The 15,149-nt window shown below is 68.5% G+C and carries 12 protein-coding genes and 1 riboswitch; of the genes, 4 read left to right on the top strand and 8 right to left on the bottom strand.

The window, feature by feature from the left end; all coding sequences use genetic code 11:
• Positions 1–54: 54 nt before the first annotated feature.
• The 7 genes from KHO18_RS02770 to xdhA all read right to left on the bottom strand — a co-directional run bounded on the left by KHO18_RS02770 (position 55) and on the right by xdhA (position 9,668).
• Positions 55–633: a TMEM165/GDT1 family protein gene (locus tag KHO18_RS02770; protein ID WP_092292319.1), complete on the bottom strand. Its 579-nt coding sequence runs from the start codon at positions 631–633 to the stop codon at positions 55–57.
• Positions 634–731: 98 nt separating this feature from the next.
• Positions 732–904, bottom strand: a riboswitch (yybP-ykoY riboswitch).
• 68 nt (positions 905–972) lie between these two features.
• Positions 973–2,142 (bottom strand): fatty acid desaturase, encoded by a 1,170-nt coding sequence (locus KHO18_RS02765; protein ID WP_211942748.1) that lies wholly within the window; start codon positions 2,140–2,142, stop codon positions 973–975.
• A 150-nt stretch (positions 2,143–2,292) separates the two neighbouring features.
• The gene (guaD, locus tag KHO18_RS02760; protein ID WP_144201628.1) at positions 2,293–3,615 is read right to left on the bottom strand and encodes a guanine deaminase; all 1,323 of its coding nucleotides are present in this window, start codon (positions 3,613–3,615) and stop codon (positions 2,293–2,295) included.
• Positions 3,616–3,671: 56 nt separating this feature from the next.
• On the bottom strand, positions 3,672–4,727 hold the full coding sequence (locus tag KHO18_RS02755) for an adenosine deaminase (protein ID WP_144201626.1): 1,056 nt from the start codon (positions 4,725–4,727) through the stop codon (positions 3,672–3,674).
• 48 nt (positions 4,728–4,775) lie between these two features.
• The gene (gene xdhC, locus KHO18_RS02750; protein ID WP_144201624.1) at positions 4,776–5,792 is read right to left on the bottom strand and encodes a xanthine dehydrogenase accessory protein XdhC; all 1,017 of its coding nucleotides are present in this window, start codon (positions 5,790–5,792) and stop codon (positions 4,776–4,778) included.
• A 10-nt stretch (positions 5,793–5,802) separates the two neighbouring features.
• Positions 5,803–8,148: a xanthine dehydrogenase molybdopterin binding subunit gene (gene xdhB / locus KHO18_RS02745; RefSeq protein ID WP_211942747.1), complete on the bottom strand. Its 2,346-nt coding sequence runs from the start codon at positions 8,146–8,148 to the stop codon at positions 5,803–5,805.
• A gap of 14 nt (positions 8,149–8,162) precedes the next feature.
• Positions 8,163–9,668, bottom strand: a complete 1,506-nt coding sequence (gene xdhA / locus KHO18_RS02740) for a xanthine dehydrogenase small subunit (protein ID WP_144201619.1) — start codon at positions 9,666–9,668, stop codon at positions 8,163–8,165.
• A gap of 276 nt (positions 9,669–9,944) precedes the next feature.
• Here xdhA and KHO18_RS02735 point away from each other — a divergent pair, with 276 nt between their 5' ends.
• Positions 9,945–10,892, top strand: a complete 948-nt coding sequence (locus KHO18_RS02735; RefSeq protein ID WP_149136436.1) for a LysR substrate-binding domain-containing protein — start codon at positions 9,945–9,947, stop codon at positions 10,890–10,892.
• 14 nt (positions 10,893–10,906) lie between these two features.
• Here the strand turns inward: KHO18_RS02735 and KHO18_RS02730 are convergent, their stop codons facing one another.
• Positions 10,907–11,749: an ABC transporter substrate-binding protein gene (locus KHO18_RS02730; protein WP_377731474.1), complete on the bottom strand. Its 843-nt coding sequence runs from the start codon at positions 11,747–11,749 to the stop codon at positions 10,907–10,909.
• Between the two features lie 145 nt (positions 11,750–11,894).
• Here KHO18_RS02730 and KHO18_RS02725 point away from each other — a divergent pair, with 145 nt between their 5' ends.
• The 3 genes from KHO18_RS02725 to KHO18_RS02715 form a co-directional block, all read left to right on the top strand.
• Complete coding sequence (locus tag KHO18_RS02725) at positions 11,895–12,992, top strand: substrate-binding domain-containing protein (protein WP_211942746.1); 1,098 nt, start codon at positions 11,895–11,897, stop codon at positions 12,990–12,992.
• Between the two features lie 94 nt (positions 12,993–13,086).
• Positions 13,087–13,668, top strand: a complete 582-nt coding sequence (locus KHO18_RS02720; RefSeq protein WP_144201613.1) for a DUF4126 domain-containing protein — start codon at positions 13,087–13,089, stop codon at positions 13,666–13,668.
• Positions 13,669–13,701: 33 nt separating this feature from the next.
• Positions 13,702–15,149, top strand: a 1,448-nt coding sequence (locus KHO18_RS02715; RefSeq protein ID WP_322791027.1) for an ABC transporter permease, incomplete at its 3' end; no start/stop codon positions are given.

Raw genomic sequence — 15,149 nt, 5'->3', positions numbered from 1 at the left:
GTTTGAACGGGGCGCAAGCCCCGTTTTTTTATGGCGTGCCGGCTTTGACCTGTCTCAGTGGCCGCCGACGTTGAACAGCGCCAGCAAGCCGAGTACGAGGAAGATCACTGCGGCGATCTTGTGTACGAGGGCGATCGGCATCCGGTTGGCAAAGCGGTCGCCGAGCAGCACGGCAGGCGCATTGGCCAGCATCATGCCGAACGTCGTGCCCGCCACGACGGCCAGTACTTCGCCATGGAAGCGTGCGGCCAGGGCCACGGTGGCGATCTGCGTCTTGTCGCCCATTTCGGCGAAGAAGAACGCGACGATCGTGGTGCCGAGGATGCTCAGGGCGCCGTTTGCGGGCTTGGCTTCCTCTGCCTCGTCGAGCTTGTCGGGAATCAGCATCCAGCCCGCCATGGCGATAAAGCCGAGGCCGAGGATCCAGCGTAGCAGGTTGGCGCCAAGCACCTGCGTGATCCAGCCGCCGAGCGCGCCGGCGAAACCATGGTTGACGAGGGTGGCGATCAGGATGCCGGCGATGATCGGCAGGGGCTTGCGATAGCGCGCGGCCAGCACGAGCGACAGCAGTTGCGTCTTGTCGCCCATTTCTGCGAGCGCGACGATGCCTGTGGAGACGAGGAACGATTCCATTTTTATAGGATTGGTACCGGGCCGCACACGCATCGCGAGATGCCAATGACGCACACCTTTCCCGGCCCGGCCAGAAAGGTATGGTCATCGGTCTCGCCAGGCGTTGGACGCTTGAGTCAGGCACGAAGCCCGCTCGGGTCCTGCGCTGCGTACGCCATAACCGTTGATGCTGGACACCACGGTCAAGTCTGTTGACGTACGCCCCTGTCTGCCGTATGCCGCATTGCGCGGCGTGGTGAGACGAGGGCGGCTACTCCCCAATGGAAGTCGCAATTGTACTAAAAGGCGGCGGACACTGTCCACCGCCTTTGGCATCGTTGCTGGGAAGTGCGGGTCAGGTCAGACCGGCACGGGCGAGTTGTCGCTGGTCTGGCGGCCGCGGAAGTCGGTCCAGCACAGGGCCTTGAAGTCGTACAGCTTGCAGCGGCGCGCGGTGCGGAAGTACCAGCGCCAAGAGAAATTCTCGATGATGATGCGGCCCGGCAGCGCATGCTCCAGCAGGGCCTGGGCGCGCTTGAGCCGGTACAGCGGCACGCTCATGTCCACGTGGTGCGCGGTGTGCTCCATGATGTGGTGGAGCGCGGCGCCGATGCCGAAGCGGAAACGCAGGTGCACGGTGGTCGAGACGAACGGCTGGGCCTTGGCCCACATCGGCTTGGTGTCGTACCACGCCACGCTCGTGTGCGTGTGGTGGACATACAGCACGAAGCCCACGGTCAGGTTCCAGATCAGGAACGGCAGCACGAAGCCGGCGCCGACCAGACCCAGGACCGACTGGTCCGTGGCCACGGCCAGCCACGCCAGCGCACCGATCCAGATGGCGCCGAAGGTGGCCACCAGCGTGCAGTCCCACATGAAGATCGCGCGGCGCGTGGCCATCTGGCGCTTGCTCGGGAAGAACAGCTTGAGCCACCAGATCTCGATCAGGTAATAGAGTCCGGCGCCAAAGCCATTGCGATAGATCCGCTCCATCACCCGGCGCCAGCGCGGCAGCGCGCGGAATTCCTCGAGCGAGTAGGGCGCCCAGACGAAGTCGAAGCCCTTGAGGTTGGTGTACCCATGGTGGACCACGTTATGGCCGACTTCCCACAGACTGTAGGGCGTGAGCGACGGCAGGAACGTCAGCCGGCCGAGCCATTTGTTCAGGCCGCGGCGGTCGGTCAGGCTCTGGTGGCAGGCATCGTGGCCGATGATGAACAGCCGGGCGATCACCAGACCCAGCAGCACGCCGAGGCCCAGCTTGGCCCACCACTGCGGCGCCAGCACCACGCCGGCCAGCACGGCGGCGAAGATCGCGTAGTCGAGCGCGAACAGCGTCAGCGCGCGGGCCACGCTGCGCTCGCCGAGCGGAATCAGCCAGCCACGGATGGTCTTGCGGTTCGGGAACGGGGCCTCGAAGGCGATGGGTTCCGGCAGGGGAACGCCGGCGAGCTTGCGGGGCGGGTGGGCAGGGTTGGAAGCCGGCTCAGCGGTCTGGGCCGGCGATAAATCCAGAGGTCGGGCAGTCATGTCAGTCTTTTTGGGTCTGTCTTGGCGCACCCGATAGCCGGGGGCGGGCAATGCGACAGCCTAGAAGGCTTTGATGACGATTGTGTTGATGCTGGTCAAGGCGGACGGGCGACAACCCGTATTTGCATGCCGTCCGTCGCCCAAAAGCGATCAGCCCGCCAGTTCCCGCGTGGCTTCGCCCATGATGTAGACGTTGTCCACTACGCGGTCGTCGCCCAGCATGGCAAACGCGAACAACTGCTCCTCGAGGGTCTCGGAGCGGCTGCTGCGGCGTGCGATCAGCGGCGTGGCCTCGGGGTCCAGCACCACGAAATCGGCCTCGCAGCCCACCGAGAAGCTGCCGATGCGGTCCGCCCAGCCCAGCGCCTCGGCGGCGCCGCGCGTGGCCAGGTAGAACATGCGCAGGGCGGTCAGGTGATAGCCGCCCATGCGCGCCACCTTGTGCGCCGCGTTCATCGTGCGGAACATCGAGAACGAGGTGCCGCCGCCCACGTCGGTGGCCAGCGTCACGTTCAGGCGGTGGGCATCGGACTGGTGGAAGTCATAGAAGCCGCTGCCCAGGAACAGGTTCGAGGTGGGGCAATGCGCCACGGCGGCGCCGCTGTCGGCCAGCCGGCGGCGGTCGTCCTGGTCGAGGTAGATCGCATGGCCGTAGAACGCGCCGGGGCGCAGCAGGCTGTAGCGGTCGTACACGTCCAGGTAGCTGCGGGCGTCGGGGAACAGCTCGGCCACCCATTTCACCTCGTCGCGGTTCTCGGCCACGTGGGTCTGGATGAAGGCGTCCGGATGGGCGCGCGCCAGTTCGCCGCAGGCGGCCAGTTGCGCCTCGGTGGAGGTCGGCGCGAAGCGCGGCGTGATGGCGTAGGCCAGCCGGCCCTTGTTGTGCCACTTCGAGATCAGGTCGGCGGAGTCCCGCGCGCCGCTCTCGGCCGTGTCGCGCAGGAATTCGGGGCAGTTGCGGTCCATCAGCACCTTGCCCGTGATCATGCGCAGGTTGCGGTCCTGGCTCGCGCCGAACAGCGCGTCTGCCGACGTGGCGTGCACCGTGCTCCAGACCATCGCCGTGGTGGTGCCGTTGCGCAGCAGCTCGTCGGTGAAGAACTCGGCCACGGCGCGCGCGTAGGCGGGCTCGCTGAAGCGGCGTTCCTCGGGGAAGGTGTAGGTGTCGAGCCAGTGCAGCAGGCCCGGCGACGGCGACGCGATGATGTCGGTCTGCGGATAGTGCACGTGGGTGTCGATGAAACCCGGCACGAGCAGCTTGCCGCGATGGTCGATCACCTCGGCGCCGGCCGGGATGTCGCGCGCCAGGTCCTCGTACAGCCCTACGGCGGCAATGCGGCCGTCCGTGACGAGCATCAGGCCATCTTCCCAATATTGATACGCCTCCTCATGGAACTGCGGATCGCGCAGGAAGTGGAGGATGCGGCCGCGGATGGCGCGGGTCGTGGCGGGATTGGGGGAAGTCGTGGTCATCTTCTCGTCTCAGGGGCGGCCGGACCTGGGGTCCGGCATCGTGTTTATGCGCCCGGTCAGGTCGTGGGAGCCGTCGCGGGCGGATTCTCGGGCGTGGCGGACCAGAAATGGTCCACTTCGGCCAGGTACTCGGCCTTCTGCTTGGCGGGCAGGAAAGCCGCTTCGAAACTGTTGCGGGCCAGCTTGTAGGCGTCGGCCGCGTCCAGCGGCAGCGCGGCGAACGAGGCTTCCCAGTTGGCGTTCATGTAGCCGCCGAAATAGGCCGGATCGTCCGAATGCAGCGTGACGGCCACGCCGGCATCGAGCAGGCGCTTCATCGGGTGGTCGCGCAGGTCGGGGTAGACCATCAGTTTCTGGTTCGACAGCGGGCAGACCGTCAGCGCGATGCGCTCGCGCGCCAGCCGCTGCACCAGGGCCTCGTCCTCGACGGCGCGCACGCCATGGTCGATCCGCTCTACATCGAGGATGTCGAGCGCATTGACCACGTACTGCGGCGGCCCTTCCTCGCCGGCATGGGCCACGCGGTGCAGCCCGAGCGCCTTGGCGCGGGCAAATACGCGCGCGAATTTCTCCGGCGGATGGCCTTTCTCGGACGAATCCAGCCCCACGCCGACAAAGCGGTCGCGGTAGGGCAGGGCAGCCTCGAGCGTCTCCAACGCGGCGTCCTCGGACAGGTGGCGCAGGAAGCAGAGGATCAGGCTGCTGGAAAAGTCGTACTCGGTGCGGGCCTGGGCCAGCGCATCGGCAATGCCGTCGATGATCACGCCCATCGGCACGCCGCGCTCGGTATGGGTCTGCGGGTCGAAGAAGATCTCGGCATGGCGGACGTTGTCGGCGGCGGCGCGCTTGACGTAGTCCATCGTCATGTCGAAGAAGTCTTCCTCGGTCAGCAGCACGCTGGCGCCGGCGTAGTAGATGTCGAGGAAGGACTGGAGGTCGGTGAACGCGTAGGCCGCGCGCAGCGCCTCCACGTCGGGGTAGGCCAGCTTGACCTGGTTGCGCTGGGCCAGCCGGAAGATCAGCTCGGGTTCGAGCGTGCCTTCGATATGCACGTGCAGTTCGGCCTTGGGGGTGCGGCGGATGCTGTCCGCGAGCGCGGCATCGATGGTCATGGGGCCTCTTTTCTGTCTTTGGCGGCTGCCGGATCACGGCGGCCGGGGTTACGGATGCATCGCTTCCGCCTGGCTGGCGGCCAGCGCCGCAGCGCGCTGGTCGCGCACCTGAAGCAGCTGGGCGACGATGGCTACCGCAATCATAGCCGGTGCCTTGTCCGTAATGCCGGAGACTCCCATGGGACACGTCATTTCCGGGAAGCGGGCCGGGTCGAAGCCGTGCTCCGCCATCCGGTGTTCGAACTTCGCGCGCTTGGTTTTCGAGCCGATCAGGCCGAAGTAGGCGTAGTCCGTGCGGCGGAAGATGCGCTCGCAGAGCGCCTGGTCCAGCGCGTGGCTGTGGGTCATGACCAGGAAATACGCGCCGGGCGGGGCCTGGTCGACCACGGCCTCGGGGGTATCGGAGGCCTCGGCCTCGATGTTCTCGGGCAGGCCGCCCGGGAACAGTGTGTCGCGCTCGTCCACCCAATGCACGCGGCAGGGCAGCGTGGCGAGCACCTTGACCAGCGCATGGCCGACGTGGCCGGCGCCGAACAGCACCACGTGCATGTCGTCCGGCACCAGCGTGTCGGTCCAGGCGCCGTCGGGGCGCAGCGCCACGGATGGCAGCAGCGCGCGGCTCGGCGCCACGGTGACCGGGCCAGCGCCGGAGGCCGGCACGGACCGCTCCAGCGCGCGCCCGCTGGCGAAGGCGGCGTCCACGGCATCGAGCCAGCCCAGGTCCTCGGCGCCCAGCACCTCGAAGGCGAGCTGCACCACGCCGCCGCAGCACTGGCCCAGCGAGGGCCCAAGCGGAATCCGCTCGATGCGGCGGGCGGCAGCGCCGGCGCCATGGGTACCCTCGCCGGCCATCATGGAGCGGGCGATGTCCATCCCGCGCCATTCAAGGTGCCCGCCGCCGATCGTGCCGACCAGATCGCCGGCCGTGACCAGCATGCGGATGCCGGGCTCGCGCGGCGCGGAGCCCTTGACCTCGACGATGGTGACCATCGTCACAGGCACGCCGGCGCGCACCCAGCGGGCGGCGTCGGCGAAACGGAACGGTTTGAGTGGGGCGTCCTGCATGATGACCGCCTCAGGCGCGCGCCGCCTGCACCGCTTCCACGGCATCGAGGATGGCCTCGCTCGTGGCCGGGGCGCGCAGCGGCGGGTTGATGCGGTAGTCGCCCACCGCCGCGACGGCATCGCGGATCGCGAAGAACACCGAGAACGGCAGCAGCAGCGGCGGCTCGCCCACGGCCTTTGAGCGGTGGATGCTGTCCTCCACGTTGCTGTTCTGGAACAGCCGCACGTTGAAGGCCTCCGGGCAGTCGTTGATGGTCGGGATCTTGTAGGTGGACGGCGCGTGCGTCATCAGCTTGCCGTTCGGGTTCCACCACAGTTCCTCGGTGGTCAGCCAGCCCATGCCCTGGATGAACGCGCCCTCCACCTGGCCGATGTCGATGGCCGGGTTCAGGGACTTGCCGGCGTCGTGCAATGCATCGGCGCGCAGCAGCTTCCATTCGCCGGTCAGCGTATCGACGAGCACTTCCGAGCACGCCGCGCCGTAGGCGTAGTAATAGAACGGCCGGCCCTGCAGCGCCTTCTGGTCCCAGTGCAGCTTGGGCGTGGTGTAGAAGCCATCCGACCAGAGCTGCACGCGGGCCACGTAGGCTTCGCGCGCCAGGTCGCCGAAGGACAGGCGCAGCTCGCCGGCCACGACCAGGTCGTCGCCGAAGCGCACGGTGTCGGCCTCCACGCCGGCCTTGCGCGCGGCGAAGGCGGCCAGCCGCTCGCGGATCTGGCGCGCGGCGTCCTGCGCGGCCTTGCCGTTCAGGTCGGCGCCGGTGGAGGCAGCCGTCGCCGAGGTGTTGGCCACCTTGCTGGTGTCGGTGGCCGTCACGCGCACGCGCTCCAGGCGGATGCCCAGCTCGTGCGCTACCACCATCGCCACCTTGGTGTTCAGGCCCTGGCCCATCTCCGTGCCGCCGTGGTTCACCAGCACCGAGCCGTCGTTGTACACGTGCACCAGCGCGCCGGCCTGGTTGAAGTGGGCCACGTTGAACGAGATCCCGAACTTCACCGGGGTGATGGCGATGCCCTTCTTGAGCACCGGGCTCGTCGCGTTGAACGTGCGCGTGGCGGCGCGCCGGGCCTGGTACTCGCTTGATGCCACCAGCTCGTCGATCAGCTCGTGGATCACGTTGTCTTCCACGGTCTGGCCGTACGGCGTGACGTTGCGCTCGCCCTTGCCGTAGAAGTTGGCGCGGCGCACGTCCAGCGAGTCCTTGCCGACGTTGCGGGCGATGTTGTCGAGGATGTACTCCACCGCGAACGCGCCCTGCGGGCCGCCGAAACCCCGGAAGGCGGTGTTGCTCTGCGTATTGGTCTTGCCGCAGTAGCCGTCGATCTGCACGTTGGGCAGCCAGTAGGCGTTGTCAAAGTGGCAGATCGCGCGGGTCATCACCGGGCCGGACAGATCCGCCGAGAAGCCGGCGCGCGACACCATCTCCACCTGCACGCCCTCGATGCGGCCGGCGTCGTCGTGGCCGACCTCGAAGTCGAACACGAAGTCATGGCGCTTGCCGGTGATCATCATGTCGTCGTCGCGGTCCGGGCGCAGCTTCACCGGGCACAGCAGCTTCCAGGCCGCCAGCGCGGCGCAGCAGGCGAACATGGCCGACTGCGACTCCTTGCCGCCGAAACCGCCGCCCATGCGCCGGCACTCCACCAGCACCTGATGCGCGTGCCAGTTGAGCATGTGCGCCACGGCGTGCTGCATCTCGGTGGGGTGCTGCGTCGAGCACCAGACGTGCATGCCGTCGTTCTCGCGCGGCGCGGCGTAGGCGATCTGGCCTTCGAGGTAGAACTGCTCCTGGCCGCCGAGCTGGATCCTGCCGGCATCGCGGTGGGTGGCCCCGTCGATGTGCGCGCGCGGCGCGCCACGCGTCAGGTGCATCGGCGGCAGCACATAGCTGCCGGCCGCATGGGCGGCCTCGGGCGAGAGCACCGGCGGCAGGTCTTCGTAGTCGATCTCGGCCAGGCGGGCGGCGCGGCGCGCGGCATCGTGCGACGACGCCACCACCACGAAGATCGGCTGGCCGATGAACTGCACCACGTCGCGCGCCAGGATCGGGTCGTCGTGGATGATCGGGCCGCAGTCGTTCACGCCGGGGATGTCGTCCACGGTCAGCACGGCCACCACGCCGGGCGCGGCGCGCACCTTGTCGAGCGACACGGCGCGCAGCCTGGCATGGGCGCGGGCGCTCATGCCCAGCGCGGCGTGCAGCGTGCCGGCCAGCTCTGGGATGTCGTCGGTATAGGTGGCGGTGCCGGCCACGTGCAGGTGGGCGGATTCGTGCGGGCGCGAGATGCCGACTTGCGGCGAGGCTTCGGCGGCCACGCTGGCGTCGAGCAGGAAGGGTTCGGTCTGCTTGTTCATGGTGCGGGCTCTCCTCAGGCGCTCACGGGTTCGCCGGCGCCCAGGGCGCGGACGTTGACCACGGCGGCGGGCAGCGCATCGGCGCGCGTTTCCAGCCAGAAGCGGTAGAGCAGGTTGGCGGCGCCGCGCGCGCGGTAGGCGGCGGTGGCGCGCATATCGGTCAGCGGCTGGTAGTCCTGGCCGAGTGCGGCCATGCCGGCACGGGCGGTGGCTTCGTCCCACGGCTGGCCGACCAGGGCGGCTTCGGTGAGCGCGGCGCGCTTGGGCGTGGCGGCCATGCCGCCGAAGGCGACGCACGCCGCCGTGACGATGCCAGCTTCCACCGTGATGCCGAACGCGGCGCAGACGGCCGAGATGTCCTCGTCGAACCGCTTCGACAGCTTGTACGTCCTGAAATACTGCGGGCCCCGGAAGCCCTTCACCGGCACGCGCAGTCCGGCCACGAACTCGCCCTCGCCCATCGCCGTCTTCTGGTAGGCCAGATAGAGGTCCTCGAGCGGCATGGTGCGGCGCGTCTCGCCGCGCTGGAGCACCACCTCCGTGCCGAGCGCGATCAGCGCCGGCATCGAGTCGCCGATCGGCGAGCCGTTGGCGATGTTCCCGCCCAGCGTGCCGGCGTTGCGGATCGGCAGTGAGGCAAAGCGCTTCCACATTTCGTCGAGTTCCGGATGGGCGGCGGTCAGCGCGGCGTAGGCGCGCTCCAGCGTCACGGCGGCGCCGATCTCGATGAAGCCGTCGCGCTCGGCCACGGTGTTCAGGTCTTCCACCTGCCCCACATAGAGCAGGTTGCCAAGTTCGCGGAACTGCTTGGTCACCCAGAGGCCCACGTCGGTGCTGCCGGCCAGGATGCGGATGCCCGGCTCGGCAGCCTTGATCGCGCCGAATTCGGCGGCGGTGCGCGGGGCGTAGAAATGCTGGCCGCGCACGCTGTAGTGGAAGGTCTCGCCGCGCTTGAGGTTGCGCAGCGTGTCGGCGATCTGTTTCGGATCGAGCTTGCTGGCGGCCGGCGCGGGCAGCGCCATCATGCGCTGGCCGGCGTCGATGATCGGCCGGTAGCCGGTGCAGCGGCACAGGTTGCCGGTCAGGGCATCGCAGATCTCCTGGCGCGCCGGGGGCTCGCCGCCGGGCGTGTGCTGCTGGTACAGCGCCCACAGCGACATCACGAAGCCGGGCGTGCAGAACCCGCACTGGGAGCCATGGCACTCCACCATGGCCTCCTGCACCGGGTGGAGCGTACCGTCCGCCTGACGCAGGTCTTCCACGGTGATCAGGGCCTTGCCGTCGAGCGTGGGCAGGAACTGGATGCAGGCATTGACGGCCTTGAAGGCCACGTCGCCGCCGTCCTGCAACTCGCCGATCACGACGGTACAGGCGCCGCAGTCGCCTTCAGCGCAGCCTTCCTTGGTGCCGGTGCAGCGCACGTCCTCGCGCAGGTACTGCAGCACGGTGCGGGTCACCGGGGCGTCGGACACTTCCTGGACCTGGCCGCGGTGGAAAAAGCGGATGGTTTGCGTCTCCATGGTCTTCTCTCTTTCGGGGATGGCGGAAACATAGCACCGGCCACTTTCATGCAATATTCGGCCCAGGTGATATGCCCCATCAACGCGCGGCCGCTGGGGCGGTCCGGCGCCGTCTTCCCCGCCTGGAACCCAGCGCGGGCGCGGCTTGCCGGCGCACTCCGGGTCTTCCCGTAGTGCGCCGGCATTTGACCGCCCGTGGGGTGCCTGACATACACTATGCGCCGTTCCCATCCCCCACGCCAGCCACGCCCGCCCCCGGGTGCGCCGGCTCTCGCCATGCACGGACGCGACCATCTCGATACCTATTTGCTGCGGGTGCTGCACACCCTGCTCACCGAGCAGAGCGTGACCCGCACCGCCGTGCGCCTGGGCCAGTCGCAGCCGGCCATCAGCAACACGCTGAAGCGGCTGCGCGAGATCACCGGCGACGCCATTCTGGTGCGCGGCAAGAGCGGCATGGTGCCGACCGAGCGCGGCCGCGAGCTGCTGGCGCTGGCCGAGCAGAGCCTGGCGGCGATGGACCGCATCGCCCGGCCGCCGCAGCAGTTCGACCCGGCCACCACCACGCGCACCTTCCACCTGGGCGCGCCGGACTATCTGGATGCCTTCTTCCTGCCGAATATCGTCGAGCGGGTGCGGCGGCTGGCGCCGGGGGCCAAGCTGTTCGTCCATCCGATGACGCAGTCGAGCGATTTCCTGGACGCGCTGGAGCAGGGCCACCTCGACATCGTGGTCGGCAACTGGCTGTCGCCGCCCGAGCACCTCCATATCTCGCCGCTGTTCGACGACGAGGTGGTCTGCATGCTCGGCGCCCAGCACCCGCTGGCCCGCAACGGGCTGACGCTGCGCCACTACCTGGAGATGCCCCACCTGGCCCCGGCGCCGTACGCGTCGATGCAGCGCAGCATGATCGACCAGGCGCTGGCCGAGCAGGGCTACAAGCGCAACATCCAGGTCACGCTGCCGTACTTCGGCCTGGTGCCCTACGTGCTGATGAAGACGGATATGGTGTTCACCACGGGCCGCCAGTTCGCCGCGCACTACGCGCAGTACCTGCCGATCCGGATGGTGGCGTCGCCGGTGCCGTTCCCGCGCATGCGGTTCTACCAGCTGTGGCACGAGCGCTGCCACGCAGCGCCCGATGTGATGTGGATGCGGCGGATGATCGCCGAGGTGGCGGCCGACCTGCCGCAACTGCCGCGGCTGGAGGCCACGGCAGTCTGAGGGGGGGAGGTGACTTACTTCCCCTCGTAGCTCGGGAAGAACAACTGCTCGCCGTCCACCTTGTAGCTGGCGATGGTCTGCTGGCCTTCCTTCGACGTGACCCACTCCACGAACTTCATCGCGTCCGTATAGTTCGTGCCCGGGTGCTTGGCCGGGTTCACGGCGATCACGCCGTACGGGTTGAACATCTTCGGATCGCCCTCGATAGCGATCGCCAGCCCCGTCTTGGCGCGATAGGCGCCATAGGTGGCGCGGTCGCTCAGGGTGTAGCCGGGCATCTGCGCCGCCATGGTCAGCACCTCGCCCATGCCCAGGCCGGCATTCACGTACCACGGCTGGCCCTTCGGCTCGATGCCGGCACGCTTCCAGTAGTCCTTTTCCATCACATCGGTGCCCGAGTTGTCACCGCGCGAGATGAACTTGCTGCCGCTGGCGGCCAGTTTCCTGAACCCGGCGATGACGTCCTTGCCGCCCTTGACGTGGGCCGGGTCGCTGGCCGGGCCGACGACGATAAAGTCGTTGTACATCACGTCGCGCCGGTTCACGCCGTAGCCGGCGGCCACGAATTCATCCTCCATCTTGCGGGCGTGCACCAGCAGCACGTCCACATCGCCCATCTCGCCCATCTTCATGGCCTTGCCGGAGCCCACGGCGATCACCTTCACCGTGACGCCGGATTTCTGCTCGAACTTCGGCAGCAGGTATTTCAGCAGGCCGGAATTCTCGGTGCTGGTGGTGGTGGCCATCTTGATTTCGCCGGCCTGCGCAGCGGAAAGTGCCGATATCAGCACAAGCACGGTGGCGGCGGCCCATGCACGAGACAGGACGCGGGGAAGGGGAAAGCCAGTGCGGGACATCGATCGTTCCTTTATTATGTTTTCGAAAACACAATTGCCACGGCGGTGATGCTTCATGGAGAATGCCCGAACAAGCATCGTGAAACACAGGGCACACGATTGTTATCCGGCCACATTGCTCCTGTAAATATGCAAGGTATTTCATATGACGTTCAGGTTTGACCTGTTCCCGGTCATTGCTGCCGATGACAATCCACGCGCCAACAGCAAGGTGTTCCAGTTGCTGAAAGCCGTGCGCGAGACGGGCTCGCTGCACCGCGCCGCGCAGGAGATCGGGTTGTCGTACCGCCATGCCTGGGGTGTGATGCGTAGCTGGGAAGAGATGCTCGGCCGCAGCATGCTCGATATGGAGCGCGGGCGGGGCGCCTCGCTGACGCGCTTCGGGGAGCGGCTGCTGCGCGCCGAAGCACGGCTGCGGGAGACCATCGACCCGGCTGTGCAGAAGGCCATGGCCGATTTCCTGCTCGAACTCGACGACGCCGTGCAGCCGCAAACCGTGGTGCATTTTTCGGGTAGCCACGATCCTGCCGTGGAAGTGCTTTCCGCAGCACTGAAGGACGGGCCCAGCGCGCTCCAGCTCGATACCGTGTTCTGCGGCAGCGTGGAAGGGCTGATCTGCCTCCAGGAGCGGCAGTCGGAATTGGCCGGCTTCTATGTCTCGCCGATCCAGACCGCCGGCTCGGTCGCCCACGTGACGCTGCGCAAATGGCTGCGGCCCGCCGCGGTGCGGCTGGTGCGGCTGGCGTGGCGCGAGCAGGGGCTGATCGTGGCGCCCGGGGTGGCGCGCGAGATCCGTGACCTGCGCGACCTCGTTCGCACCGGCGCGCGCTTTATCAATCGCCAGCGCAGTTCGGGCACGCGCATGCTGTTCGACCAGCTGCTGGCCGCGCAGGGCCTCTATCCAGACCAGATCACCGGTTACGACGACCCCGAGTTCAGCAACGACAAGGTGGCGGAGGCCGTGCAGGCCGGCCGCGCGCAGGTGGGCTTCGGGCTGCGCATGAATGCCGAGCAGCACGGGCTGGGCTTCGTGCCGCTCACGCGCGAGGCGTACTACCTGGCCCTGCGCAAGAACGATGCGACCGCGCCGTGGATGGGCGCGCTGCTGGCGCTGCTGGCCGATCCGGCCTTCGTGCGCCGGATCGAGGCGCTGCCCGGCTACACGGCTGCCGAGCCGGCCGGCATCCTCACCCCGCAGGAGGCGCTGCCCTGGTTCGGCCCGGACGGCAAGGAAGGCGCCTGAGCGGGGCCATCCCCCCAATCCGCCAACCCGCGTCGGCTACCTTCCCCGGCCCGTATTACACTCCTCCCCAATTACCCACGAGGAGTTCCGCCCCATGCTGGAAACCGCCGCGCTGGCTGCAGGCATGTCCTGGGCCAGCGGCCTGCGTCTCTACCTGGCCGTGCTGGCGGCCGGGGTGCTGGCGCGCCTGGGTTGGCTGGACCTGCCCACGGGGCTCCAGGTGCTGTCGTCGTGGTGGGTGATCGGCGTGGCCGGCGTGCTGGCCCTGGCCGAATTCATCGCCGACAAGGTGCCCGGCTTCGACACCGCCTGGGACGGCATCCAGACCTTTATCCGCATTCCCGCCGGGGCGATCCTGGCCGCAGCGGCGTTCGGCGAACTCGATCCCCAGTGGATGGTGGCCGCCGGGCTCGTGGGCGGCACCCTGGCCGGCGCGGCGCATGCCACCAAGGCCGGCACGCGGGCGCTGATCAATGTCTCGCCGGAGCCGTTCTCGAACTGGGCGGCCTCGTTCACCGAGGACGTTGGCACCATGGGCGGCCTGCTGCTGGCGTTTTTCCTGCCCGTGGTGTTCCTGATCCTGCTGGGTGTGTTCCTGATCCTGGCGATCTGGCTGATTCCCAAGCTCTGGCGCGGCGTGCGACGCCTGCACGCCAGCCTGCGCGGCCCGCGCTGACCCCCTCCCTGCCTCATTCCTAGCGATTTTCCGATGCCGACCGACTCCCCCGCCGTGCCCGCCGCTCACCGTTTCTCCGCCTGGCATCACGCGCTGCGCATGGCCCGGCGCGACTGGCTGGCCGGCGAGCTGACGCTGCTGCTGTTCGCGCTGGTGCTGGCCGTGGCCGCGCTGACCAGCGTCGGCTTTCTCGCGGATCGCATGCGGCTTGGCCTTGAGCGCGACGCGCGCCAGATGATCGGCGCCGATGTGCTGCTGGTGTCCGACCAGCCGTTCGATCCCGCGTTTGCCGACCGTGCCCGGCGCGACGGCCTGCGCGTGGCGCAGACGGTGACGTTCCCGAGCATGGCCACGGCCCGCACCAGTGGCGTACCGGCGGGCGCACCTGCCAGCGGCGAGGCGCCGAGCCAGCTGGGCGCCCTGAAGGCGGTGACCGATGGCTATCCGCTGCGCGGCCGGCTCAAGGTGCTGTCGCCCGATGGCGGCGCGGAGCAGGAGGCCGAAGGCATCCCTGCGCCGGGCACGGTCTGGGTGGATCAGGCGCTGCTGGACGGTCTCGGCCTGCGCCTGGGCGATAGCGTGCAGCTTGGCAGCAAGACCTTCCGCATCGAGCGCGTGATCACGCAGGAACTCGACCGTGGCGCGGGCTTCATGAACTTCGCGCCGCGCGTGATGCTGCCGCTGTCCGACCTCGACGCCACCAAGCTGATCGGCTGGGGCAGCCGCGTGACCTACCGCCTGCTCGTGGCCGGCCCGGACGCCGGCGCCGCCGCCTACCAGCGCTGGGCGACCGACGAGATCGAGCGCCGCCACCTGCGCAACACGCGCGTGGAATCGCTCGACTCCGGCCAGCCGCAGATGCGTGCCACGCTGGACCGTGCCGAGCGCTTCCTGTCGCTGGTGGCGGTGCTGTCGTCGATGATCGCGGCGGTGGCCATCGCCATGTCTGCGCGCCGATACATGCAGCGTCATACCGATGCCTGCGCGGTCTACAAATGCATGGGCCTGTCGCGCGGACAGCTGCTGGCCGCGTTCGGCATCGAATTCCTCCTGCTTGGCGCCGGGGGCGCGCTCGTCGGCGTGGCGCTGGGCTACCTCGCGCATTACGGGCTGCTGCTGTCGCTGGGCGGATTGCTGCGCGTGTCGCTGCCGCAGCCGTCGGTCATCCCGGCGCTGACCGGGGTGGCGGCAGGGCTGGTGCTGCTGGTGGGCTTCGCGCTGCCGCCGCTGCTGGCGCTGACGCGCGTGGCGCCGCTGCGCGTGCTCCGGCGCGACATCGGCCTGCCGCCGATCTCGGCCTGGGTGGCCTATGCGCTGGGCCTGGGCGCCTTCGTGGCATTGCTGATGGTGGCCGCGCGCGACCTGAAGCTCGGCCTGACCACGGCGGGCGGGTTTGTCGGCGCGGGGGTGGCCTTCGCGGTGCTGGCCCTTGGGCTGCTGCTGGCGCTTTCGCGCGGCATGCGCGGCCGGGCGCGCGGCAG

Origin of the sequence: Cupriavidus campinensis (assembly GCF_905397395.1) — a bacterium.
GTDB lineage: Bacteria > Pseudomonadota > Gammaproteobacteria > Burkholderiales > Burkholderiaceae > Cupriavidus > Cupriavidus campinensis.
The sequence above is the reverse complement of the archived record's forward strand: the minus strand, read 5'-3'. Positions and strand labels throughout refer to the sequence as shown.